This is a genomic window from Streptosporangium sp. NPDC023963 (assembly GCF_040639135.1).
Classification (GTDB): Bacteria; Actinomycetota; Actinomycetes; order Streptosporangiales; family Streptosporangiaceae; genus Streptosporangium.
The window spans coordinates 275,038-298,982 of the sequence record NZ_JBEZZK010000008.1 but is presented as its reverse complement, the minus strand read 5'-3'; the positions used below and the strand labels follow the sequence as shown (position 1 = coordinate 298,982).

The window sequence follows — 23,945 nt, the reverse complement described above, 5'->3', positions numbered from 1 at the left end:
AACAGCGAAACAGCAGCTAGGAGTGTCAAGCATCATCCGATGCCAAAGCGTCAAGTATCAATCGGGACTAGACACTTAGGTCGCGCTCATGTGTTATCCCGGGAGATGCTCGACACCTCTGTCCCAGGGCATGCTTGACACCGGTGCCGTGTTCGGTTTTCTCGCGGTGCGTCGTTTATGGGCGGCGTGCGTTCCTCGTGGGATTGGACACTCACCTCGAAGCAGCGTCCTGTCCCGGGAGATGTGGTGGGACATCAACCATGTCGAGGAGTAGACAGCAGCGCCCGTGTCCGAGCGCTATGTCGCTGTCCCCGGTCCAGGTCGGACGAGGGCGCTGCATCTTCGGCACGGTCCGGCCGTAGGTGTCGATTGCGGCGGCTTGCGACTCACGGTCACCATCCGGGGAGTGAACCAGTCTCGGCTTTAACTTGCATTCCTAAGTTAGAATGTTAAGTTAACACGGTGCAACGAAATTTGAGCCTCAACCTGCATGTGCTCACCGCCCGCCTGGACCGGGCGGGCGACCGGATCCTGCGGGCGGAGTACAACGTGTCCTACAGCCGTTTCCTGGCGCTCACCCTGGTAGGGGAGCTGGGCGCCTCGACGCAACGGGCCCTTGCCGACGCCCTCGGTGTGACCGAGCCGTCGGTGAGCCGCATGACCGCCGTCCTTGCCGCCGAAGGATTTCTCGACGTCCAGCCCGACCCTGCCGGGGGGCACCGCCGACAACTGAGCCTCACGAACAAGGGAAAGCAGCTGGTGGCCTCGGCCCAGCAGGGCCTTGAAGACCGGCTGGCCGCACTCGTCGCGCACAGCGGCGTGTCGTACGCCGAGTACGCCGAGCGCACCGCGCAACTACTGGCCACATTCGACCGCCTGGAACGAGAAAGAACCAAATGAATCAGGGCATCCAGACCTCACCGGCACACCAGCGCACCGTCTCCTCGGCCGACGGTACGCCGATCAGCTATCAGACGATGGGCGCCGGGCCGGGCCTCATCGTGCTCGGCGGCAGCCTGCGCACCTCGGAGGACTACTTGCCGTTGGCCTCCGTGCTGGCCCGCTCCTTCACGGTGAACGTGGTCGACCGGCGAGGACGCGGCGCCAGCGGCCCTCAGGGGCCCCAGTACGCCCTGGGAAAGGAAGTAGAAGACCTCCTCGCCGTCCAGGCGGAGACCGGAGCGCGGCTGGCGTTCGGTCACAGCTACGGCGCACTCGTCATCCTTGAGACCGCACGCTCGTTCCAGCTGTTTGACCGCATCGCGGTCTATGAGCCCGGAGTGCCCGTCGCTCCCGTCCCCACCGGCTGGATGGCCCCGTACCGGGAACGGCTGGCCGCGGACGATCCCTACGGCGCGTTCGTTCACTTCATCCAAGGCTCGGGCGGCGCGCCGGCCTTCATGACCAAGATGCCGTACTGGTATCTGCGCATGGCGATGCGTGTGGGCTTCCGCGGCCCGAGCTGGCAGCGGATGCGGCCCCTTCTGGGGGCCTGTCTGGCCGAGCACGAGCAGCTCGCAGCCCAGCAGGGCAGGCTCGCCGAGTTCGCGGCCGTCACCGCTTCGGTGCTGCTCCTTTGCGGGAGCCGCACCGCGCGCGCCGGCAGAGCCGAGTTCGACGCTATCCGCGACACCCTTCCCAACGCCACACTCGAAACCTTGAACGGCCTCAACCATTTCGGGCCGGAAGGGAAAACAGCCCCGGTTGTGGCCGAGCGGGCCGTGGCCTTCCTCCTTTGAGGGTTCAGCTAAGCGGTCTCGCGATCCTTCCGCAGTCGGCGTCACCCCGTGGTCCGTCGCACCAAGCTCAACCTGTCCGCCGTATTAGAGCGGTTCAGCCCCGCAAGGCCGGTCTTTCCTAGGGCATTCGTCAGCTGTGTCATGGGACAGCAACGTCAAGCATGTCGTGGGACTAGACACTTAGGTCGCGCTCAACCGACGCACCGTTGCTCAGGGCTTCGCGAAGAGGCTGAGTGCCTCGTTGAAGCCGGTGGTGAGGCTGTCGAGCAGGGCTTTGCCTTTTTCGGCAGTGGCCAGAGACGGCCGGCCGATGACTCCGCTGTCCGTGTAAGTTTGCATGCCCTTCGTCAGGAGATGGCGGCGGTCGTCGGAGATCCAGTCGGCGGACTCATAGTCGGCGCGGATCACGTCGAGGTAGGCGTGCAGCAGCAGGAAGGTCTCCAGTTCGCCGGCGCGCATGTCCTCGTGCATGGAGCTGGTGAGCCCGGCAGCAGCTCGGGCCTCGTTCCAGTCCTCGCGTGAGGGGAACAGTGCCATGCGGCGGTCTTCGGCGTTGCCCTCCTGAACGACGTTGCTCAGGACGTAGTTGCCGCCGTGGCCGTTGACGACGACCAAGGCCGTGGGGCCGGAGCGGGTGACGGAGGCGTAGACATCGGTGACGATCGCGTGCAGAGTCCGTGCGGAGATGCTGGCCGCATGATCGATCACACGTGGAAGAGGCTCCGGAGTCCCCGGGGCCTCTTCTCTTTTTCCCGGCGCGACCTGCGCGGATGCGACCAACATCATTCCGCGTATATCCCGCGAACACCGACTCAGAGCCGCTCACGACGGCATACGGCTGCACACTCCAGAAACGATCAACGGCGCCTCACCAAGGCCAAGTGCCTGGTCAGACGCCGTTTGCGATGCTCAGCGGAGAGCGTGGGATTCGAACCCACGAGACCGGTCACCCGGCCTAGCGGTTTTCAAGACCGCCGCCATCGTCCACTAGGCGAGCTCTCCTGGTGACACGTCCGGAGAACGTGTCAGATTGCACCCTAGTCTCTCATTGACCCGGGCGTGCCCTGACCCGGCGGGCGCCACGTCCCCGATTCGGGGACGTGGCGCCCGCCGGGTGCGGATCAGGGTTGGGGACCGGCGAAACCGTCACCGACCGAGGCGGCCAGGCGGAGGTAGGACTCGCGGGTGCCGGGCTGGAGCCTTTCCAGGTCGATCTCCGCGCCCTCCTCGAGGTGCGGGTCGTAGGGGACGCGGATGACGGCGCGGCAGCGGGCCGCGAAGTGGGCTTCCAGACGGTCGAGGTCGACGGTCGACTTCGAGCGGGGGCGGACGCTGCACAGCACCACGGTCGCGGAGCGGACGAGCTCCTCGTAGTGGTGGGCCTCCAGCCAGTCGAGGGTCGCCGAGGCGGCGCGGGCGCCGTCCACGGAGGGGGAGCTGACCAGGACGAGCTGGTCGGCCAGTCCGAGCACGCCGGACATGGCCGAGTGGAGCAGGCCGGTGCCGCAGTCGGTGATGCAGATCGAGTAGAAGTTCTCCAGCACCTGGGAGACCGACTGGTAGTCGGCCGCGCTGAAGGCCTCGGACACCGACGGGTCACGGTCGGAGGCGAGGATCTCCAGGCGCGACGGGGCCTGGGAGGTGAAGGCCCGGATGTCCACGTACCTCTTGATCTGCTGCCGCTCGTTGAGCAGGTCGCGGACGGTCGCGGAGGTTTCGAGCTCGACCTTGTCCGACAGGGTGCCCCGGTCGGGGTTGGCGTCGACCGCGATGACCCGGTCGCCGCGTACCTGGGCCAGCGTGGCGCCGAGGCCGACCGTGGTCGTGGTCTTGCCGACACCCCCCTTGAGGCTGAGTACGGCGACGCGGTGGTGGCCGGTGGCCACCGGGGTGCGTGCGCGGCCGACCAGCTCCCTTCGGCGACGGACCTCCGGGGACTCGCCGGGCTTGATCAGCCCGGCCGACGCCTTGTAGACCAGCTTCCGCCAGCCCCCGGCGGGCGCGTTGCGACGGCCCCTCAGCAGCGACTCCGGATCCAGGCTGTCGGCGGACTGCCGGGGAGCCGTGCCGGGAGGCTGGTTCCTGGCCGGTGCGCCGAAGGCGGGCGCCGGGGCCGTCTGACGGCGGCGTGCCTGGTACGGCTCCCGCACGGGTTCGGCCGCGTCCCGGCCCGGCGCGAAGGGGCTCTCCCGTTCCGCGCGTTCCTGGGACGAGTCCCGCTCCGGGGCGGGGGGCGCGTCCCGGCCCGGCGCGAAGGCCGTGGGACCGGAGAAGGCCGCGAACCCGGAAGAACCGGAATGACCGGAAGGGGGCGGAGCCGAGCTGGAACGCTCCGTGCCGAAGGAGCCACGGGAGCCGGGGGCGGTGTCCGTGCCGAAGGAGGCCGAAGAGGACTCCGGGCCGAACGCGCCCGAGGTCGCGGGACGCTCCGGCGCCGTGGCCGGTTCCGGCCTGTCGGTGCCGAAGGAATCGGGAGCCCGGAACGACTCGGCGGGCTCGGGCCTGGGCTCGGAACCGGACGCGGGGACGGGCGCCGGAACGGGTTCGAAGCGATCCGAGTCGGGTTCGAAGCGCTCGGGCGCCTGCCTGGGCGGCTCCTTCACCACCGACGTCACCGTGGACTCGAAGGACTCGAAGGGTTCGAAGATCGTACGGTCGTGCTCGGCACCGGTGGCGGGGAAGCGGTCGGCCTCCGCGGCACCTGACGAGAACCGGTCGTCACCGTCGGAGGCACCGGACGTGCCGGACGTGCCGGACCCGGTCGTGCCGGACGCGGACCGGTCGGCCTCGGCGGTTCCGGCGGAGAAGTCCCCGCCGGTCGAGGAGCCGGTCGAGGAGAAGTCCTTGCCGCCCGAGGTGGAGCGCGTGCCGCCGCTCCCGAAGGAGAAGCGGTCGGAGTCGGCACCGCCGAACTCCGTGCCGCCGAAGGTGAACCGCTCGGTGTCCGAGGACGACGGCTTGAGCGGCTCCAGGTCGGAGGGCTCGGCCGGGTCGGGGGCGGAGGCGGGAGGCGCGAAGGGTTCGGCCGGCTCCGCCTGGCGCTTGGGTTGCTCGAACAGCCCGCGGGACGGCTCCTGGGCGGGCGCCGCGAACGGGGTGCGAAGGTGCGGCTCGGTGAAGTCGGCGACACCGTGGTCGCCGGTGTCACCCTGCTCCTGGCGCGGCAGCGGCTTGAGCGGCGCGAGGAAGCCGTCGTTGTCCTGCTTGCCGGATGCCGGAGCGGGCACGGTGAAGGAGCTCACCGTGTCGGAGGCCTCCATCCACTCGGCCGCGTCGGCGTCCTCCACCGGAGGGTCGGCGACCGGGTGAGCCGAGTCGACGGCCGCGCGGAACAGCGGCGAGGACGTCGTGTCGGGCTCGGTCGGGACCAGACTCCAGGGGTCCTTCGGGTACGGCGAGACGACGGCGTCGTCCACCGTGGTGGCCTTCACCGCCAGGGCGGGCGCCTCCTCCTCCTGCTCCTTGATGGCGTCGAGCCATGCGAGCTGTTCCTCGAGAGATTCCTCACGATCGTGTCTTGCCACCGTGTTCCCCCTCGGGATGGGCATAAAAGGGCAGCAAACACATAGCAGGTTAACGCCCTGTGTTCCTGTCAACGCGAGCAACCACCAAGTTGGGGCTCAGCGGATACCTTTGATCACATGCGCGCCATCGTGATCGATAAACCTGGTGGACCGGAAGTGCTGACGTGGCGGGAGGTTCCCGATCCGCTGCCCGAACGCGGCGAAGTCATCATCGACGTGGCCGCCTCCGCGGTCAACAGGGCCGACGCGCTGCAGCGCCAGGGGCTCTACGACCCGCCCCCCGGCGCCTCGCCGTACCCGGGCATGGAGTGCTCCGGCGTGGTCGAGGCGGTGGGTCCGGACGTCGAGGGGTTCGCGCCGGGTGACCGGGTGTGCGCGCTGCTCAGCGGCGGCGGGTACGCGGAGAAGGTCGCCGTTCCCTGGCAGCAGGTCATGCGCGTGCCGGAGGGCGTCGACCTGGTCGAGGCCGCCGGGCTCCCCGAGGTGGCCTGCACGGTCTGGTCCAACGTCTTCATGACCGCGCGCCTTCGGAAGGGCGAGACCCTCCTCGTGCACGGCGGTGCCAGCGGGATCGGCACGATGGCCGTGCAGCTGGCGAAGGCGTTCGGCTCGCGCGTGGTCGTCACCGCCGGGTCCCCCGAGAAGATCGACCGCTGCCTGGAGCTGGGCGCCGACGAGGGGATCGACTACCGGCGGGAGGACTTCTCGGAGAAGGTCAAGGCCGACGTGGTCCTCGACATCATGGGCGGCAAATATCTTCCGGGGAACATCAGGGTTCTCAAGACGGGCGGCCGGCTGGTCGTGATCGGCCTGCAGGGTGGCGCGAAGGGCGAGCTGAACCTGGGAGCCCTGCTCGCGAAGCGGGCCTCGGTGTACGGCACCACGCTGCGCTCCCGGCCCGTCGACGAGAAGGGGGCGATCGTGCGCGGGGTCGTGGACAACGTCTGGCCCCTGCTCGACGCCGGGGCCATCCGGCCCGTGGTGCACGCCCGGGTGCCGATGAGCGACGCGGCCGAGGCCCACCGCATCCTGGAGTCCGGAGAACACATCGGGAAAATCCTGCTAGTAAGTTGAGGCTATGAACGCTGAGGAGAGCACTCCGCACATCGTGGTCGTGGGTCCCCAGGGCTCCCAGGGCGAGGAGGAGGGTGAGAGCCGGTCGATCGCCGACCTCGTCGAGCAGCCCGCCAAGGTGATGCGCATCGGCAGCATGATCCGCCAGCTCCTCGAGGAGGTCCGGGCGGCTCCGCTGGACGAGGCCAGCCGCAAGCGGCTCAAGGAGATCCACCAGAGTTCCATCAAGGAGCTCGAAGACGGTCTGGCACCGGAACTGGTCGAGGAGCTGGAACGGCTCTCGCTGCCGTTCACCGAGGACGTCAACGGCACCCCGCCCAGCGAGGCGGAGCTCCGGGTCGCCCACGCGCAGCTGGTCGGCTGGCTCGAAGGGCTGTTCCACGGCATACAGACCACGTTGTTCGCCCAGCAGATGGCGGCTCGCGCCCAGCTGGAGAACATGCGCAGGGCTCTGCCCGGCGGCATGTCCCTCCAGCAGCAGGAAGGCTCCCCGGGCGGCAACGCGGGCCCCTACCTGTGACGAGGAACCCGCACGATCTGTGAGGCCCCCGCACGACACCCGCCGGCCCGCCGAAGGGCGTGGCGAGGGCTCGCGAACCGGGCGGAGAGCACGGCGGACGCCGTCGACCCCCCGATCGCGGAGCTTTCGGAGGGCCCGCGGAGCCCGTCACGACCTGTAGAGCTCCTCAAGAACCCCGGCGACCCCGTCGTCGTTGTTGGCCGCGGTCACGTGATCGACCGCGGCCAGCACCTCCGGGTGGGCGTTGGCGACGGCGTACGAGACTCCGGCCCACCGGAGCATCGGAAGGTCGTTGGGCATGTCACCGAAGGCGATCACCTCCTCGGCCACGATGCCGAGCGTCATGGCCAGGTGGGACAGCGCCGAGGCCTTCGTCACGCCGTGCGCGCTCATCTCGATCAGTGCCCGGCCGCTGGAATGGGTGGGGGTGACCAGGTCGCCGACCAGCCCATAAACCGCCGCGTGGAGGATGTCGGGGTCCATTCTGGGATGTAGTGCCAGAAGTTTGGCGCACGGCCGCGAGGTGAGCGTGTCCGTTCCGACGCGGCGTCCGCCGACCGCCTTGCTGTCCCATCCTCCGAGACGGAAGTCCGATTCGTGGGCGAATCCGCCCTCGTATTCCACAGAGAACGCGAGGTCGGGAACCTTTTCGCGCAGACGCCTCACCACCTCTTCAAGCACGTCCGGGTGGATGAGGTGGGATTTGACGATCTGCTCACTGTGCAGGTCGTAGACGAGGGCTCCGTTGGCGCATATGGCCAGCCCTCGATGGCGTACGGCTCCCGCGACCATGTGCATCCAACGAGGTGGCCGGCCGGTCACGAAGACCAGCGTGGCCCCGGCGTTCTCCACAAGCGCAAAAGCCGCGGCCGTACGGGGGGAGACGGTGCCGTCCGAGCGCAGAGCGGTGCCGTCGAGGTCGGTGGCGACCAGCCTGGGGCTTTGCATAACACGTCCCAGTGTGCACTGTGATGGCTGGCGTGTCGGCCCCAGGGATCCGGTCCGAGGAATCTTCCTCATGGCGGGAACACGCCTGCGCCGGATAGTGTTAGATGTGATGGCGTTGTATTAGCTGAATCCCGTTGTGAAAACCAGTTTTACTGAGCCACCCCGGGGCCCGCTGTACGACACATGGGGTTCATGAGGTGTGAATCCCAAAGTTTCAAATCCTGAGGGAGAGCTTTAATGGCTCAGGGAACCGTCAAGTGGTTCAACGCTGAAAAGGGCTTCGGCTTCATCGCACCGGACGGCGGTGCACCGGACGTGTTCGTGCACTTCTCCGAGATCCAGGGCAACGGCTACCGTAGCCTCGAAGACGGCCAGCGGGTCGAGTTCGAGATCACCCAGGGCCAGAAGGGCCCGCAGGCCTCGCAGGTCCGCGCCGTCTGACGCATAGACCTCTTGGTTGAACCGGAAGGCGGGGTTCGTTTCCAGCGGACCCCGCCTTCTACCTTTCACCGGTAGACCAGGCCCGAGAGCCGCCAGGCGAGTTGCCGGCGGAAGGCCGGGCTGAGCGCCAGGAGTCGCAGGATCAGGTTTCTGAGCGGTCGCAGGCGCCTGTTCATGTTGGCCAGCCCGGAGAGCCGCCCGGCGAAGGCGACGACCTGGAGGGCGATCGGGCGACGGGCGGCGGTGTAGCGGTCCAGCGCCTCCTCCCCGCCCTTGAGAGCGATCGTAAGGGCTTCGGCCAGGACGACGGCGTCCTGGATCCCGATGTTCATCCCCTGCCCTCCCGCGGGACTGTGGACGTGCGCGGCGTCACCGGCGAGCAGGACCCGCCCGGCGCGGAACGTACGGGCCACGCGGTGGTGGATGCGAAAGCGCGATCCCCAGACGACCTCGCCGACCACGGCGCGCTCCTTCCGGGGGCCCCGGGCGTCCAGCAACCCCTGGACGAAGGCCACGTCGGGGAGGGCGGGCGCCTCGTCCACGGTGGAGACGATCCTGTGGGTGCCGTCGGGCAGCGGCGCGACCACGACCAGCCCGGCGGGCGAGAAGTAGAGGACGACCTCGTCTCGGGGCACGCCGCCGGTGAGGCGCACGTCGGCCAGGCTGAACGACTCCGCGTACCGCCCGCCCTCGAACGCGACTCCCACCTGCTCACGGACCGTGCTGTGCATGCCGTCGGCGCCGACGAGGTACTTCGCGGTGACGACCGCGCCCCCGGAGAGACGCGCGGTCACCCCCTCGTCGTCCTGGGTGAGGCTTTCCAGGGTGTACGGCCTGGCGACACGTCCGCCCAGCTCGGCGAGGCGCTCCAGCAGCACCCGCTCGGTCACGGCCTGGGAGACCATCAGCGTGTACGGGTAGCGGGTCGGGAGCCGGTCGAAGCCGACGGGCACCAGGATCCTGTCGCGGTCCCTGATCGTGAACCGCCGGGCGTGGATGCCCAGGGCCGCCAGGCGCGCGGAGACTCCGAGGTCCTCGAGGACCTCCAGCGTCCTGGCGTGCACGACGGCGGCTCGCGAGGTGTTGTCACCGGCCGCCTGGTCGTCGACGACGGTCACGTCGAAGCCCTGCCCGGCGAGGTGGACGGCGGCGGTGAGGCCGGTCGGGCCCGCGCCGACGACGAGAACGTCCGTGGTCGTGGGAAGCGTGGGGAGCATTTCATCCTCCTTGAGTATGCCAACGCTTGTTGGTCAACGCTCGTTGGCATAACTGTGCATCTTCGCCCTGGCGATGTCAACAGCTGTTGGCCTACAGTTGTTGACATGCGGAGAACCTCGGAGGACACCAAGGCCGCGATCCTGGTCGCGGCACGCGAGCGTTTCGCGTCGGACGGTTACGAGCGGGCCACCATCCGGGCCATAGCCTCGGACGCGGGCATCGACCCGTCCATGGTCATGCGCTACTACGGCAACAAGGACGGGCTCTTCGCCGCCGCGGCCGACGTCGACCTGAGATTTCCGGATCTGGCGGCGGTTCCCCGGGAGGAGGTGGGCAGGACGCTCGTCGCCCACTTCCTCGACCGCTGGGAGGACGACGAGGGCATGATGATCCTGCTCCGTACCGGGGTCACCAACGAGGGCGCCGCCGAGCGCATGCGCGAGATCTTCGCCGCCCAGCTCGGCCCCCTCGTCGCCCGCCTCAGCGCCGATCCCGCCCAGGCCGCGCTCCGGGCGGGGCTCACCGCCACCCAGGTCCTCGGCATGGCCCTGTGCCGCTACGTCCTGCGCCTGCCGCCCGTGGTGGCCATGTCCCGGGAGGAGATCGTCGACTGGCTCGGCCCCACGGTCCAGCGCTACCTCGCCGAGTGAGCGGAACGGCGAGGCGAGCGGAACAGGCGAGGCCGGCGGGACAGGCGAGGCCGGCGGGACAGGCGAGGCCGGCGGGACAGGCGGGAGGATCCGCCGGGCACCGGGGGCGTGCGAGCCGCCCGGGTTCCGGGACACGCCTCGGTCACGAATGCCGCCGCACCCGAACCGGGCCGCGCCGCGGCGGATCTAGCCGGTCATGGAAAGTTCGCAAGAGCCCCTCCTCGCCTGGTTCGGGCATCCGGCGACCGTGGTCGCCACCTTCGTCCTGCTGGTCAACGACCATCTCCTCAAGGCCCTGTGGCCGGGGCTCGTCACCGGCAAGCTGAGCGACGTCGCGGGGCTGCTGGTCGCCCCGCCCGTACTCGCCCTCGCTCTTTCCCTCGCCTTCTCCGCGGTTCTCGCCCTCCTGCGAATCGGTTCCTCCTCTGCTCTCGCCTCCCTCCGTACCGGTTCCTCCCCGGTCCTCGCCTCCCTCCGAACCGCGGCCTCCCTCGCCCCCACCCGGCTCGCCGCCCACGGGGCGATCGTCGCCACCGGTGTGGGCTTCACCCTGGTCAAGACCACGGAGGCGGGCGCGGAACTCGCCTCCCGGGCCTGGACCCTGGCCGCGGGCCCCTCACGGATCCTGGCCGACCCGACCGACCTGGTGGCCCTGCCCACGCTGGGTGTCGCGTGGCTGATCTGGCGCCGATGCGGCACCGATCACCCGGTACGGCGGATCCGCGCGCTGATCATCGTCCCGGTCGCCCTCGTCGGGGTGACCGCCACCGCGGCCGAACCGCAGCCGCCCGCGGCGACGCAGGTCTTCGTACGCGGCGGTGGCATCACCGTGGTCCTGGACCAGGGGGCCGAGATCCTCTCCCGCGACGGCGGCCGTACGTGGATCGGTCGTCCCGCGCAGGAGCGGAGCCCTGTGAGCCCCTCGCCCTCGCCGGACTCGGGCCTCCCGGGAGCCGGGCCCTCGCCCACCCCCGATCCGGTGACCCGGGCCTGCCTTCCCGACGAGCCCGCGCACTGCTACCGCGTCGTCCCTCCTCGGCTGGCGGTGGACGAGTCCCGGGACGGCGGGACCAGTTGGAACACGGTATGGGCGGTCTCCGAAGGACGTCAGGGAGCACTCCGGCGGCAGATGGAGGACCGGTGGCAAAGACCGTGGCAGGGTTCCTCGGCCATCGCGGTACAGCGCGTACCGGGCGGGCACGTGGTGGTCGCGGCCAACGGCGACGACGGCGTCGCCGTGCGGGACGCGCGGGGGAACTGGCGGCGGATGGGCCTGTCCGACGGGGGTTTCTCCGCGGAGGCGGCGATCCCGCTCGACGCGCCGGGCGTCGACCTGACGACGGAGCACCGCATCGGCCTCTTCGTCGGCCTGCTCGGCTTCATGTCCGGCATGGCCGTGGCACGCCGTCACACGCGGCGGGCCACCGGCTCGGCCGTGCCCGCGTACGTCCTCGCCGCGGTCGGTTTCGTGCTCACCCTGCCGTCCGACAAGATTTACATCATCGGCGCTCTGGTGGCCCTGCTCGGCGGCGTCTGCGCCCTCGTCGCGACGATCCTCACGGCGGCGGCGGCGATCCGGGCGCGCGTACCGGCGCGGACCTGGCTGGCGCTGGTCACCATCGCCGTCTGCACGCCGTTCTCGATGTGGATGCTCTTCACGGCCTGGCGGTCGGGCACCATCGACGATTATCCGACGGCCGGGTTCCTCGCCTGGCTCGTCGGCGGGATCGGAGTCGGAGGATCCGTCCTGGTCGGCTGGGCGGGCGCGGCGCGAGCGGGGACATCGGCAAAGGCGGAGGAGCGTCCGGCGTGAACACGGTGAGGGCCCCGCCGCGCGGCGGGGCCCTCACCGCGAGCCTCGCCGCGCGGCGCGGGCCTACTTGACGGGCTCGAGCACGTCGAGGCCGACGTACGGGCGCAGGGCCTTGGGGAGCACGACGGAGCCGTCGGCCTGCTGGTGGTTCTCCAGGATCGCGACGATCCAGCGGGTGGTGGCCAGCGTGCCGTTCAGGGTGGCCACGTGCTGGGGCTTGCCGCCGGAGTCGCGGAAGCGGACGCCGAGGCGGCGGGCCTGGAAGTCGGTGCAGTTGGAGGTCGAGGTGAGCTCGCGGTAGCGGCCCTGGCTGGGCACCCACGCCTCGCAGTCGAACTTCCGCGCGGCCGACGACCCCAGGTCTCCGGCCGCGGTGTCGATCACCCGGTAGGGCAGCTCGACCTTGGCCAGCATCTCCTTCTCCCAGTCGAGCAGGCGCAGGTGCTCGGCGTGCGCGTCCTCGGGGCGTACGTAGGAGAACATCTCGACCTTGTCGAACTGGTGGACCCGGATGATGCCACGCGTGTCCTTGCCGTACGAGCCCGCCTCGCGGCGGAAGCACGAGGACCATCCCGCGTAGCGGTGCGGGAGCGCGGAGCCGTCCAGGATCTCGTCACCGTGGTAGGCCGCCATCGGCACCTCGCTCGTGCCGACCAGGAACAGGTCGTCGTCGGGCAGGTGGTAGACCTCGCTGGCGTGGGCGCCGAGGAAACCGGTGCCCTTCATCGACTCCGGCTTGACCAGCACAGGCGTGATCATCGGGATGAAACCCGCCTCGATCGCCTGCTGCATGGCCATGTTGAGCAGCCCGAGCTGCAACCGCGCGCCGGCGCCCTTCAGGAAGAAGAACCGCGAGCCCGAGACCTTCGCGCCGCGCTCCATGTCGATCGCGCCGAGCAGCTCGCCCAGCGCCAGATGGTCCTTGGGCTCGAAGTCGAAGGACGGCTTCTCGCCGACCTCCTCCAGCACGACGTAGTCGTCCTCGCCGCCGGCGGGAGCCCCCTCCTCCACGAGGTTGGGCACCGTGTAGAGCAGCTCGTCGAGCTCGGTGCCGAGCCTCTCCGCCTCGGCCTCGGCGGACTTGACCTGCGAGGAGAGGTCCTTCGCCCGCTCCAGCAGGGTGGCCTTCTCCTCCCCGGAGGCGCGGGAGACCGACTTGCCGACGGTTTTCTGCTCGGCGCGGAGCGTCTCGAAGCGGCTCAGCGCGCCGCGCCGCCGCTCGTCGAGGTCGAGCAGCGTGTCGACGACAGAGTCGTCCTCACCGCGGGCACGCTGCGACGCCCGTAGCCGGTCGGGATCCTCACGAAGGGTACGCAGGTCAATCACAGCCACAAGGCTACCGATGTACGGCTCGCGTCCGCGCCCGGATTACCCGGCCCGTCCCCGCGGCGGCGGTGACGAGCCGGCCGCGGCATCCGTTTCCCGCCCGCCGGGACGCCTTCGGCGGGCGCGCCCCGGCACCGTCCCAGAACCGGGCACCGGCTCGCGGGCCGGGTGACGATCAGACCTGACCGGTGCGGACCCTGCTGAGCCAGCCGGCGGCCTCGGCGAAGTCACCGTCGTTCGTACCGCGCTTGATCTGCGGGAAGAGACCGTCGGCGCGCGGGTAGCTGCCCAGGAAGCGCACCTTGGCGGAGATGCGGTGCAGCCCCGAGATCGCCTCTCCGACGCGGGCGTCGGCGGCGTGGCCCTCGAATTCGAAGTGGAAGAAATAGCGGCCGATGCCGTCGCCGGTGGGCCGTGACTCGATGCGGGAGAGGTTGACGCCGCGGACGGAGAACTCGGTCAGCATCTCCTGCAGCGCGCCCGGGTGGTCGTCGGCGAGGAAGACGACCAACGAGGTGCGGTCGGCACCTGTCGGCGCGGGCAGCGGGCCGGGACGCGACACCTGGACGAACCGGGTGACGGTGTCGGTGCGGTCGCCGATCCCGGCCGCGAGCTCGACCAGGCCGTAGTGCTCACCGGCGATGCGCGCGGCGATGGCCGCGTCGTACGGCGAACCGGGAAGCGCGACCTCCTGCGCCGCGGCGGCGGTCGACGGGGCGGCGACCACCACGGCGTCGGGCAGCTCGCGGGCGATGAAGTTGCGGCACTGGGTGATGGCCGCCGGGTGGGAGAAGACCCTCTTGATGTGGCCGATCTCGGTGCCGGGACGCGCCAGGAGCGAGAACTCGACGGGGAGCAGCAGCTCGGCGGTGATGAGCAGCGACTCACCCCGGGCGAGCTCGTCGAGGGTCGTGGTGATGGCGCCTTCGAGCGAGTTCTCCATCGGGACGACGGCTCCGTCGGCCTCGCCGCGCCGGACGGCCTCCAGGGCCGCGGTGACGTTCGGGCTCGGCAGGCGCTCGGCCTCGGGCGCCAGGATGCGCAGGGCTTCCTCGGTGAAGGTCCCCTCCGGTCCCAGGTAAGCGAGTTTCGACATGTCCCCAGGTTATCCGGCGACTGTCGGAAAATGTGCGCAGGATTACCTACTGACGCGGCCGGCTCCGACATGATCACTCGAAGTCGTTCCACGTCATCGTTCCACGTCAGAGGCCTTATCCCGGCAGGGGAGCGACCGGAACCGCGGGGAGGGCGAGCAGGAGGAGCCGTCAGGGGGCTCGGTCCGGAACACCGTCAGGAGAGCGCCCGGAACGCCTCTCTCCGCCTGGGCAGCCATACCCCCAGCAGCCAGACCAGGGCCAGCGCGCCCAGACCGAACCCGTTCTGCACGATCTTGCCCAGTACGGGGCTGAGCACCGGGATCTCCGCGGCCTTGATCGTCACTCCCCACCAGGGGATCGGCAGCACGTAGTAGAGCCAGACCCCGGCGGCCACCCGGAGCCTGACCGGGTCGCGCCCGTCACCGGCCAGCGCGCCGAGCACCACGACCACCCAGGCCAGATGATGGATCCAGGCGACCGGCGACAGCAGTACGGCCATAAGCCCGACCAGGGCGGCCCCCGCCACGAGGTGCCCGTCGAGCAGGGCCCTGCGGGCGTGGCGGAAGCCGTACCAGGCGACCACCGCGACCAGCGCCACCCAGAGCAGGCTCGTCAGCACGTCCGGCAGGTAGAGGCGGATGAGCATGCCGCGCATCGACTGGTTGGTGGTCGCGGCGTTCGCGCCGAGCCGCTCGGGATCGAGCAGCGCGCGGAACCAGAAGTCGGCGGCGTCCGCCGGGATCACCAGGAACGGCAGCAGGGTCAGCAGCGCCGCGGTGAGCGCGGCCACGAAAAAGGTGCCGCGCCGCTCCCGCCTCGCGCCGGGCCCGAAACCGGCGAGGAGAAGGTAGATCAGGAAGACGCCCGGGGTGAGTTTGACCGCGGTGGCCAGGCCGATCAGCATGCCGCGCGGCCACACCGGACGCCGGGCCACGCAGTCGGCCAGGCAGAGCGCGACGAGCAGGATGTCCACCTGGCCGAAGCGGACCTGGTCCCTGATCGGCATCAAATAGGTGCACGCGATCATCAGGGCGGCGAACAGCAGGGGTGCCCACAGGCGGCCCGCCCCGCCCTCGCCGAACCTGGCGAGCCCGCCCAGCCGGGCGCGTACTCCCTCGAACGTCCCCGTCGTGCGCGCCGCGTCTCCGGCGGGCGCGCCGGAGGCGGCGTCCGGGCCCGAGACGGCCGCACCGGGGACGGCACCCGGGCCTCCGAGCACGGCCTCCGGGCCTCCGAGCACAGCGCCCGAGCCCTCGACCACGGCCTCCGGGCCTCCGAACACGGCGCGGAAGGAGAGCCGGACGGTGACCGCCAGCGTCAGGAAGATCAACGCGGTCCACGCCCACTGCGCCGCCGTCCAGGACATCACCGCCAGCGGCGTGGCCAGCAGCGCCGCCACCGGCGGGTAGGTGAAGGGCAGCAGCTGCGGCGCGGGAGTGATGAACCCGTAAACGGGCCGGCCCTCCAGGATCGCCGCTCCGCCGGTACGGTAAACATCGAGGTCGACCAGGCGCTGGTCGTCCACGTTGCCCAGCCAGTAGAGCACCAGCGGGGCCACCGCGGCGGCGACGAGCAGCAACGCGGGCAGCCACGACATCCATGACAGCCACGTCGAGGGGCGCCGCCCGGTCGTGGTCACCTCGCCAGTCCTCACGAGCAGGCAGGTTACCGTGGGGCCGGGAAAACGGCCGCCCGGCGGATACGGACAGCGGATACGGACAGGGGGAACCGGATGGCTTCGGCACACCGCGGTCACGGGACCGCGCGCCCGGCCACCGGGGGGACCGCGACGCGACCGGCGCTCCGCCGGGCCGCCGGGACCGCTCCGGCCGCCGCGTCCCCGCTGCCGCCCCCATTGCCGACCGCGCTGCCGACCACGCTGCCGACCGCGCTGCCGACCGCGCTGCTGGTGTCGCTGACCACGCTGCTGACCTTGCTCTGCGTCCTCCTCGGCGTCCCGGGCGCCTCGAAGTCCTTCGCCGCCGCCGGCCCTGCGGGGACTCCGGGCGCTCCGGGCGCTCCGGGCGCCTTCGGTGCCGGTACGACGGGGACGGGCGCCTCGGCGAGGGCGCTTCCCGGGAAGGTGGTGATCGTCGGGATACCGGGCCTGGAGTGGAGCGACCTGGACCGGGAGCGGACCCCGAACCTGTGGAGGCTGGTGGGCGAGGGCGGTTCCGCGTCCATGTCCACCCGGGCGGTCCCGCCGCCCGACCGGGGGATCACCTGCCCGGTGGCGGGCTGGCTGACGGTCTCGGCCGGCCAGCGCGCGGGTGCGCCCGGTGCGGGCTGCGAGCCCCCGCGCCCACCGGAGCCGGCCCCCGGCGGCGGGGCGAGCGTGCCCGGCTGGGCCGAGCTGTCCGCTTTCAACGCCACCACCTCCTACCGGCCGGTTCTCGGGCAGCTGGGCGAGCTCGCGGCCGGCGCGGGCCTGAAGGTGGCCGCCGTCGGGCCGGGAGCCGCCCTCGCCGCCGCCAATAAGTCAGGAAAAATCGGGAAATACGCGGCGAGCATTGAGCAGCTGGGCGACCTGTCCCCGTACGGCCTCATCGTGGTCGAGGCCGACGACCTCACCAGGGCCTGGACCGGCGGCCGCACCCCGGCCGACGCCGCGGACGACCCTGCGAACGGCACCACGAACGGCGCCACGGACGGCGCCACGGACGAGATGACCGGCCAGGCCAGGCGGGAGGCCGTGGCCGGGGCCGACCGCGTGGTGGGCGCGGTCCTCGACCGCCTGACCCCGTCACCCGGGACCCCGTCGCCCGGGACGGGGACCACGGTCCTGGTCGGGGGGCCGGCCGACACCTCGGCGGCACCCCACCTGCACGTGGCGATCGCCCGGGGCCCGTCCCCCGACGGGGGAACGTACGCCCGCGGCTACCTCACCGCCACCTCCACCCGCCAGGACGGCCTGGTCACGAACACCGACCTGACCGCCACCGCGATCGGCCTGCTGGACCTGAAGGTCCCCCACGGCGTCGTGGGACGCCCCTGGCTGGGCGACGTGCCGAGCGGGGAGCCGGTCGCGGCGACGGCCGGGAAGCTGGCCGACGACGACCTCGCGAGCCAGGTGCTGCGCGAGGTGAGGGGACCGTTCTTCGCGGTGTTCGTGGCGGTCCAGATCCTGTTCTACCTGCTGGCCGCCGTCGCGATCCGCCGGGGCTGGGGCGGCTCGCGCGCCCTGACGGCCGTCCGGGTCGTCGCCGTGGTCAGCGGGGCGATCGCGGTCTCCACCTTCCTGGCGCAGCTGGTCCCCTGGTGGAGCCTGCCCGCGCCGATGGTCTGGGTGATCGTGACCATCCTCGGCTTCGCCTGCGCGGTCGCCGGGGTGGCGCTCGCCGGGCCGTGGCGGGCGCACCCGCTCGGCCCGCTGACGGTGGTCGCCGCGGTCACCTCGGTGGCGCTGCTGGCCGACGTGATGACCGGCTCGGCGCTGCAGGTGAACGCGGTCACCGGCTACGAGCCGGTCACCGGCGGGCGCTTCTACGGTTTCAGCAACATCGCCTTCGCCGTCTACTCCGCCGGCACGATCCTGGCCCTCGCCGGGATCGCCCAGTGGCTGATCTCGCGCGGCCGGCGCTCGCTCGCGCTCACGGTGTGCGCGGCGTACGGGGGGCTGGCGGTGTTCGCCGACGGCTGGCCCGCGTGGGGCGCCGACTTCGGCGGGGTCCCGGCCTTCCTGGTGGGGGTGGCGGTCTTCCTGATCCTGCTGTCCGGCGGGCGGGTCTCGCCGGTCAAGCTGGTCCTGGTCGGTCTCGCGGGCGGCCTGCTGATCGGCGCCATAGCGGTGGCCGACTGGCTGCGGCCCGCCGAACAGCGCACCCACCTGGGCGCCTTCGTGCAGCAGGTGCTGGACGGGGAGGCCTGGACCGTGGTCGGCCGCAAGTTCGCCGCGATGATCGGGGTCACGGTCGGCAACTGGTCGCTGTCGCTGCTCACGCTGGTCGCGCTGGCGTTCCTGTTCCTGGTGCTCGACCGCCCGTCGCGGTGGGGCGCGTCGGCCCTGGGCCGGGCCTACGCGCTCGCGCCCGCGCTGCGCGCCGGGCTGCTCGGGGCGCTGGCCTGCGCGCTGATCGGGTTCCTGATGAACGACTCGGGCATCGCGATCCCGGCCATGGCGCTCACGGTCGCGGTGCCGCTGACGCTGGCCGCCTGCGTGCGCGCCGTCCGGCTCTCGCCGCCCACCACGCCAGGGCGACCGTCAGTGCCAGCAGCGTCCACGGCACCACCGTCTCCCTGAGCAGGGTCTTCGTCCAGAGCAGGTCGTCGGGCCGCAGTGCCTCCCTGGCCGGGAGATAGCCCAGCGACAGCACGACGACCCTGGCCACCATGAACGCCTCCAGCGCGGGCCAGGACGCCAGGGCCAGCAGCGCGAAGGCCAGCCCGTCGTACCAGGGCAGCGCGTACGGCGCGGCGAACAGCCAGGCGACCACCATCGCGGCGGCGACGACGGGCGCGGTGCCGGCGGGCTGCGCCCCCGACGCCCCCGACGCCCCCGACGCCCCCGACGCCCCCGGCACTCCTGACGTCCACAGCACCCCTGACGCCCGCAGCACCAGCCAGGCCAGGCAGGCCATCAGGAGCAGGGATCCGATCTGGATCCAGGCCGAGTACGCGCCCGGCCCGAAGAGCGACTGCAGCCCCACCTTGACGAGCTGCCAGGGCGTGGCGAGGGAGACCTTCCTGCTGGCGGCGCTCACCTGGTCGAGCACGTGCGGCCCGGCGACGGCGTAGATCGCCACCACGGTGGCCGTCGCGGTCCCCGCCACCACGGCGAGCCTGCCGGGCGAGCGGCGCAGCTCCCACGCCGGCCCGAGGGCGACGAGCCCGGCGTTGAGCTTGACCCCGATGCCCACCCCGAGCAGCAGCCCCGAGGCGGCTCCGCGAACCGTGAGCGCGGCGACCATGCAGGCGATGGCGAGGGTGTCGACGTGCATCCCGGCGGCCAGGTGGTAGATCATCAGCGGGTTGACCGTCCACAGCAGCGCCGCCCGCCGCTGGAGGTCGGCGTTCCCCCTGGCGAAACGGTGCAGCAGCAGCGCCGTGCCGACGAACGCCGCCGCGTTGACGACGGCCATCGCGAAGACCGTCAGCCTGACCGAGTCGCCGCCCACGAGACTCGCCAGCGCCTGCACCGCGGTGGCGACCGGACCGTAGACGCTGGTCACACCGGCCCACTCCTCCACCGCTCCGGTGACCGGGTCGCCGGGCAGGGTGGCGGGGGTGATCGCGTACGGGTCCCGGCCGAGCGTGACCAGGCGGCCGTACGCGGCGTAGTTGAGGTGGTCGGCCGAGCCGGAGGGCGGCAGGAAGGCGAGCAGGCCCGCCACCGCGCAGCCGGCGTAGAGCAGCCGGCGCGGGTCGGGCCGCCACCGGGACCTGAGCGCGGCGGCGAGGCCGAGCCCGCCCAGCACGATGGCGACGGCGCCCAGGGCGATGACCGAATGTGCGCCGGGATGGGCCTCCAGCGAGTACGGAGGGTGCCAGGAGGGCCCGGGCAACCTCGGGACCATGGCCGAGGGACCCAGCAGCCCGATCAGGACCGTGATCGCCGCCGAGAGCCCCACGGCTCCGAACGCGGCCACGTCGAGCCCCCGCGGCGTATCGCCGGCGGGTCTCCGCCTCTCGTCGACGACCGACGCATCCCGAGTCACCCGCAAATTCCAGCACACCCGGCACGGTGCCCGGTGCGGTGCCCGGCGTGACGTCGGTGAACCGGGCGGTGCCGCGGTGCCCGGCCGGCGGTCCAGGTCAGCCGGTCCAGGTCAGCCGGTCCAGGTCAGCGGCGTGCCAGGAGGGCGCGGGCGACGTCGCGGAACTGCCTGGCCCGGTGGATCTGGGCCTTCCAGTCGGTGCCGGTGGCCCGGTGCGCCATCTCGACCGGGACCTCGCGCACGCGAAAGCCCTTCCTGAGCAGGTCGATCGTGAGACCGGTCTCCACGCCGAAGCCGCGCGCCAGCGGCCGGGCGGCTTCGAAGGCCGCCCGGGTCAGGCAACGCTGCCCGTTGAGCGGCTGGGCGGGTGCCCAGCCGGTGGCGCGCTCGACGCCCTCGCGCGCGAGCCTCACGACGAACCCGTGGCCGCCGAGCTTCACGCGGGTGACGAAGACGGCGATCGTCATGTCGGCCTCGCCCGACGCGACCGGCTCGATCAGCGGCACGGCCGTACGGGCGGTCTCGCCCAGGTCGGCGTCGAGGAACAGCAGGTGCCGGGGCTCCTCGCCGTCGAGCAGGCGTACCGCGTGGGCGCCGCTCTCCATGGCGGCGGCCTTCCCCCGGTTGTGGCTGTGCCGCACGACCCGGGCCCCGGCGGCCTTGGCCACCCGCCCCGTCTGGTCGACGGAGCCGTCGTCGACGACCACGACGAGATCGACGCCGGGCAGCGCCAGGACCGCGGCCACGGTGGCCCCGATCCTGTCGCCCTCATCCTTGGCGGGAATGATCGCCGCCGTGCCGGTCATCGAACACCTCCAGTGTGGAGACCCCGGGCATCAGCCGTGGGGAGGACGTCATCCTTGGGAGTCGGAGGTCAGCAGCTTCTCCGGCAGCGTCTCGTGCACGACGAAGACGGAGTCGAGGCCAGTGACCTGGAGAATCTTGCGTACGGCCGGCCGGGGCGCCGCCACCTCCAGCGTGCCACCCCGCTCGCGCAGTCGCTTGAGCGCGGAGAGCAGCACGTTCATGCCGGTGGAGTCACAGAACTCCACGGCGGACATGTCGAGGACGACAAGCATGGTCTGGCTCTGCCCAAGCAACCGAGTGAACTCGGCCTGCAGGCGAGGCGCGGTGTATAGGTCGATTTCGCCAACGATGGTCACGACGGTGTGCCCGGCATGAGATCGAGTTGAGACTTTTAGCTCCACAGCGGGCACACTAGCGGCGCGAGAGCCGCTGGTCACGTTCTCTTGAACAACCCGAGTCGTCCGCCCTTTGTCCCCCGTTTCCGCCTCACGGAAACCCTGAGTGCGCGAAGCTTGACACTAAGCAACACCGGCTTGGCCGGAAAGGGGAGGAGACCCGGCGCCTCCCGATCGTCGCTGCGCTACGTCAGTGGCGGCCGTTGAGTTACGAGAAACGGGCTCGAACGCACCCATGAACACCGACCTACCTGAGGATCTCCAGCGACAGCGGCTCCGGGAGCACCTGGAGTCCATGATCACTCGCACCGACAAGGCCACCTCGTGGCGCGACGCGGCGAGTTCACTGCGAAGCCTGGTGAACCACGAGGGATACGTCCCGATCAGAACCCGCCTGTCGACCGAGGACCTCGACTTCCTCGAGGGAGCGCGCGAAGAGCTCCTCGACTTCGCCACGCTCGGCGTCAGGTTGCTCGACCTGCACCAGCCGCGCGACGCGGGCGGCATCACCAGCGACGCCGCGCATCCGATCCTGCGCTGCCGCAGCTGCATGTGGCGCTGGCCGTGCCCGACGTTCCGGGCGATGGTGGAGTCTCTCGGCACCACCAGGAGGCTGACCTCCTGCCAGCACGTCGAGCCCGACACCGAGGGCGGCGAGTGCGCGCAGATGACCCTCATGGTCTCCGTGAGGCCCGAGGGCCCGCAGGGCACCACGAGCCACGTCACGCCCGCACCCACCGCCAACGGCACCGCCGCCGGCAACACCGGTTCCAACGGCACCTGCGCGAGCTGACCGCCACCGCCCACCCGCCCACCCGCCCCGCGTTCCCGCGCTCGCCGGCGTCCGTCCGGACAGGACGGGACAACCCGGCAGGACCGGGCCGGGCCGGCCGGACCGCTCAGGCGGAGAGCGGCAGGCGGATCTCGAAGCGGCAGCCGGGGCCGGAGTTGACGACGCCGATCGCCCCCTCGTGGGCCTCGACGATGCCGCGCGCGATCGCCAGGCCGAGACCCGCCCCTGCGCCGTCGACGCCGGGGGTACGGGCCGTCTCGCCGCGGAAGGCGACGTCGAAGACGCGGGGCAGGTCGTCGGCCGGGATGCCGCCGCAGCCGTCGGCGACGGACAGGCAGGCGGTGTCGTCCTCGGCCGAGACGCGGACCACGACCGCGCCGTCGCCCGGAGTGTGCCTGATCGCGTTGACCACCAGGTTGCGCAGCGCCCGGGAGAGCTGGGCCGCGTCGGCCTGCACGGGGACCACCGGGCCGGCCTCACCGCTCAGCCGCACTCCCTTGCCCCTGGCCAGCTCCTCCACCCCGGCCAGCGCGTCGGCGACCAGGTCGCCGAGGCCGATCCGGTCGCGCGAAAGGCGCAGCGTCCCCGCGTGGATCCTGGACAGCTCGAACAGGTCGTCGACCATGCCCGACATCCGGTCCACCTCCAGGAGGATCTGCCGGTGGTAGCGGCCGACGGTCTCCGGATCGGCGACCACCCCGTCCTCCAGGGCCTCGGCCATGGCCCGCATGCCCGCCAGCGGGGTGCGCAGGTCGTGGCTGACCCAGGAGACGAGCTCGCGGCGGGCGCTCTCCAGGGCGCGCTCGCGCTCATGGCCGAGGCGCAGCCGCCGGTAGGCCTGGTCCAGGCTCCCGGCGATCGTGCCGAGCTCCGCGGGCAGTCCCTCGGGGGGCGTGAACTCTCCCGAGGCCGGTACGGCGTGCACGGCGTCGACGAGCCTGCGGCTGGCCTTCACGACCCGGCGCGAGAGCACCGTCGCGACACCCAGCCCGACCAGGCCGCTCACGGCGACGACGCTGAGCACGATGTCCCTCAACGTCCCCTCGATGATCATTTTCAGGGTGAGGGCCGTCATCCCGCCGACCGTCGCCATGACGGTCACCACGACGACCACCGCGAGCATCACGCCGATCGACCGCTCGCGCAGCAGCCGCATCGTGCCCAGCCCGGCCAGCGCGATCAGCAGGCCGAGCCCTGCGGTGACCGCGACGATCATCAGGATCTCCGGGATCACGGCTCCGCCAGCGGTTCGTAGCGGTAGCCGACCCCCCACACGGTGACGATGCGCCGGGGGTCGGTCGGGTCGGGCTCGATCTTCTCGCGGAGGCGGCGGACGTGGACGGTCACCGTGGACGAGTCACCGAAGGACCAGCCCCAGACCTGGTCGAGCAGGGCGGAGCGGCTGAAGGCCTGGCGGGGGTTGCGCATCAGGTGGGCGAGGAGGTCGAACTCGCGGGCGGTCAGCATGATCTCGTCACCGCGGAGCCGGACCTCGTGGGCACCGACGTCGACCGCCAGCTCGCCGTCCCTGAGCACGCCGGTACCGGCCGGCAGGGATGACCCGCGCGCCCGCCGCAGTACGGACTGCACGCGCAGCGCCAGCTCCCGGGGGCTGAAGGGCTTCGTGACGTAGTCGTCGGCGCCGGTCTCCAGGCCGACGACCCTGTCCAGCTCGTCGCCGAGCGCGGTCAACATGATCACCGGAACCGGCCACCGCTCCCTGAGCTTCCTGCAGACCTGGAGACCGTCCATCTTGGGGAGCATCAGGTCGAGCACCATCAGGTCGGGCGGATCGGCCAGCGCGCGTCTGAGCGCCTCGGCGCCGTCTCCGACGCACTCGACCACGTGACCGTCGCGTTCCAGGTAGCGGGCCACGACCTCGGCCACCATCGAATCGTCGTCGACCACCAGAATCCGCGCGCTCATGGCCCCCACGGTAGGCCCGC

21 protein-coding genes and 1 tRNA gene are annotated in these 23,945 nt (G+C 71.2%); 9 read left to right on the top strand and 13 right to left on the bottom strand.

The window, feature by feature from the left end; all coding sequences use genetic code 11:
- Positions 1-462: 462 nt before the first annotated feature.
- Together AB0F88_RS25090 and AB0F88_RS25085 are read left to right on the top strand one after the other, a co-directional pair.
- The gene (locus AB0F88_RS25090) at positions 463-900 is read left to right on the top strand and encodes a MarR family transcriptional regulator (RefSeq protein ID WP_362688582.1); all 438 of its coding nucleotides are present in this window, start codon (positions 463-465) and stop codon (positions 898-900) included.
- Positions 897-1,739: an alpha/beta hydrolase gene (locus AB0F88_RS25085; protein ID WP_362688579.1), complete on the top strand. Its 843-nt coding sequence runs from the start codon at positions 897-899 to the stop codon at positions 1,737-1,739. Before AB0F88_RS25090 ends, AB0F88_RS25085 begins: the two co-directional genes overlap by 4 nt.
- A gap of 210 nt (positions 1,740-1,949) precedes the next feature.
- Here AB0F88_RS25085 and AB0F88_RS25080 read toward each other — a convergent pair whose 3' ends face one another.
- The 3 genes from AB0F88_RS25080 to AB0F88_RS25070 all read right to left on the bottom strand — a co-directional run bounded on the left by AB0F88_RS25080 (position 1,950) and on the right by AB0F88_RS25070 (position 5,263).
- Positions 1,950-2,447 (bottom strand): creatininase family protein, encoded by a 498-nt coding sequence (locus tag AB0F88_RS25080; RefSeq protein ID WP_362688576.1) that lies wholly within the window; start codon positions 2,445-2,447, stop codon positions 1,950-1,952.
- Positions 2,448-2,652: 205 nt separating this feature from the next.
- Positions 2,653-2,741 (bottom strand) — tRNA-Ser (locus AB0F88_RS25075).
- 119 nt (positions 2,742-2,860) lie between these two features.
- Entirely contained in the window at positions 2,861-5,263 is a 2,403-nt protein-coding gene (locus tag AB0F88_RS25070) for an AAA family ATPase (RefSeq protein ID WP_362688574.1), read from the bottom strand.
- A gap of 117 nt (positions 5,264-5,380) precedes the next feature.
- Between AB0F88_RS25070 and AB0F88_RS25065 the strand changes: the two genes are divergently transcribed.
- Both AB0F88_RS25065 and AB0F88_RS25060 read left to right on the top strand, forming a co-directional pair.
- Entirely contained in the window at positions 5,381-6,337 is a 957-nt protein-coding gene (locus AB0F88_RS25065) for an NAD(P)H-quinone oxidoreductase (protein ID WP_362688571.1), read from the top strand.
- Positions 6,338-6,341: 4 nt separating this feature from the next.
- Entirely contained in the window at positions 6,342-6,857 is a 516-nt protein-coding gene (locus tag AB0F88_RS25060; RefSeq protein WP_362688568.1) for a bacterial proteasome activator family protein, read from the top strand.
- A 147-nt stretch (positions 6,858-7,004) separates the two neighbouring features.
- Here the strand turns inward: AB0F88_RS25060 and AB0F88_RS25055 are convergent, their stop codons facing one another.
- Positions 7,005-7,805, bottom strand: coding sequence for an HAD family hydrolase (locus tag AB0F88_RS25055; protein ID WP_362688565.1), 801 nt, complete (start codon positions 7,803-7,805; stop codon positions 7,005-7,007).
- 237 nt (positions 7,806-8,042) lie between these two features.
- Between AB0F88_RS25055 and AB0F88_RS25050 the strand changes: the two genes are divergently transcribed.
- A complete protein-coding gene (locus AB0F88_RS25050; protein ID WP_012886943.1) occupies positions 8,043-8,246 on the top strand; it encodes a cold-shock protein in 204 nt (67 codons plus the stop codon).
- 65 nt (positions 8,247-8,311) lie between these two features.
- On the opposite strand, the gene AB0F88_RS25045 is transcribed toward AB0F88_RS25050, so the two are convergent.
- The gene (locus tag AB0F88_RS25045) at positions 8,312-9,463 is read right to left on the bottom strand and encodes an FAD-dependent oxidoreductase (RefSeq protein ID WP_362688562.1); all 1,152 of its coding nucleotides are present in this window, start codon (positions 9,461-9,463) and stop codon (positions 8,312-8,314) included.
- 105 nt (positions 9,464-9,568) lie between these two features.
- On the opposite strand from AB0F88_RS25045, the gene AB0F88_RS25040 reads away from it, so the two are divergent.
- On the top strand, positions 9,569-10,114 hold the full coding sequence (locus AB0F88_RS25040; protein WP_362688559.1) for a TetR family transcriptional regulator: 546 nt from the start codon (positions 9,569-9,571) through the stop codon (positions 10,112-10,114).
- 196 nt (positions 10,115-10,310) lie between these two features.
- The gene (locus tag AB0F88_RS25035) at positions 10,311-11,927 is read left to right on the top strand and encodes a hypothetical protein (protein WP_362688556.1); all 1,617 of its coding nucleotides are present in this window, start codon (positions 10,311-10,313) and stop codon (positions 11,925-11,927) included.
- Positions 11,928-11,990: 63 nt separating this feature from the next.
- On the opposite strand, the gene serS is transcribed toward AB0F88_RS25035, so the two are convergent.
- The 3 genes from serS to AB0F88_RS25020 form a co-directional block, all read right to left on the bottom strand.
- Positions 11,991-13,253, bottom strand: a complete 1,263-nt coding sequence (gene serS / locus AB0F88_RS25030) for a serine--tRNA ligase (RefSeq protein WP_362688553.1) — start codon at positions 13,251-13,253, stop codon at positions 11,991-11,993.
- A 175-nt stretch (positions 13,254-13,428) separates the two neighbouring features.
- Positions 13,429-14,349 (bottom strand): prephenate dehydratase, encoded by a 921-nt coding sequence (gene pheA, locus AB0F88_RS25025; protein ID WP_362688550.1) that lies wholly within the window; start codon positions 14,347-14,349, stop codon positions 13,429-13,431.
- Positions 14,350-14,543: 194 nt separating this feature from the next.
- Positions 14,544-16,004 (bottom strand): glycosyltransferase 87 family protein, encoded by a 1,461-nt coding sequence (locus AB0F88_RS25020; protein ID WP_362688547.1) that lies wholly within the window; start codon positions 16,002-16,004, stop codon positions 14,544-14,546.
- A 78-nt stretch (positions 16,005-16,082) separates the two neighbouring features.
- On the opposite strand from AB0F88_RS25020, the gene AB0F88_RS25015 reads away from it, so the two are divergent.
- A complete protein-coding gene (locus AB0F88_RS25015) occupies positions 16,083-18,590 on the top strand; it encodes a hypothetical protein (protein WP_362688544.1) in 2,508 nt (835 codons plus the stop codon).
- On the opposite strand, the gene mptB is transcribed toward AB0F88_RS25015, so the two are convergent.
- The 3 genes from mptB to AB0F88_RS25000 form a co-directional block, all read right to left on the bottom strand.
- Positions 18,472-19,935 carry a polyprenol phosphomannose-dependent alpha 1,6 mannosyltransferase MptB gene (gene mptB, locus AB0F88_RS25010; protein WP_362688541.1) on the bottom strand — a complete coding sequence of 488 codons (1,464 nt, stop codon included), beginning with the start codon at positions 19,933-19,935 and terminating at the stop codon, positions 18,472-18,474. The genes AB0F88_RS25015 and mptB overlap by 119 nt on opposite strands.
- A gap of 194 nt (positions 19,936-20,129) precedes the next feature.
- Positions 20,130-20,810: a glycosyltransferase gene (locus tag AB0F88_RS25005; RefSeq protein WP_362688539.1), complete on the bottom strand. Its 681-nt coding sequence runs from the start codon at positions 20,808-20,810 to the stop codon at positions 20,130-20,132.
- Between the two features lie 48 nt (positions 20,811-20,858).
- The gene (locus AB0F88_RS25000; RefSeq protein WP_329088376.1) at positions 20,859-21,212 is read right to left on the bottom strand and encodes an STAS domain-containing protein; all 354 of its coding nucleotides are present in this window, start codon (positions 21,210-21,212) and stop codon (positions 20,859-20,861) included.
- A gap of 229 nt (positions 21,213-21,441) precedes the next feature.
- Between AB0F88_RS25000 and AB0F88_RS24995 the strand changes: the two genes are divergently transcribed.
- Positions 21,442-21,999 (top strand): hypothetical protein, encoded by a 558-nt coding sequence (locus tag AB0F88_RS24995; RefSeq protein ID WP_362688536.1) that lies wholly within the window; start codon positions 21,442-21,444, stop codon positions 21,997-21,999.
- A 106-nt stretch (positions 22,000-22,105) separates the two neighbouring features.
- Here AB0F88_RS24995 and AB0F88_RS24990 read toward each other — a convergent pair whose 3' ends face one another.
- Positions 22,106-23,233, bottom strand: coding sequence for a HAMP domain-containing sensor histidine kinase (locus tag AB0F88_RS24990; RefSeq protein WP_362688533.1), 1,128 nt, complete (start codon positions 23,231-23,233; stop codon positions 22,106-22,108).
- On the bottom strand, positions 23,230-23,925 hold the full coding sequence (locus tag AB0F88_RS24985) for a response regulator transcription factor (RefSeq protein WP_362688530.1): 696 nt from the start codon (positions 23,923-23,925) through the stop codon (positions 23,230-23,232). Before AB0F88_RS24985 ends, AB0F88_RS24990 begins: the two co-directional genes overlap by 4 nt.
- Positions 23,926-23,945 lie beyond the last annotated feature (20 nt).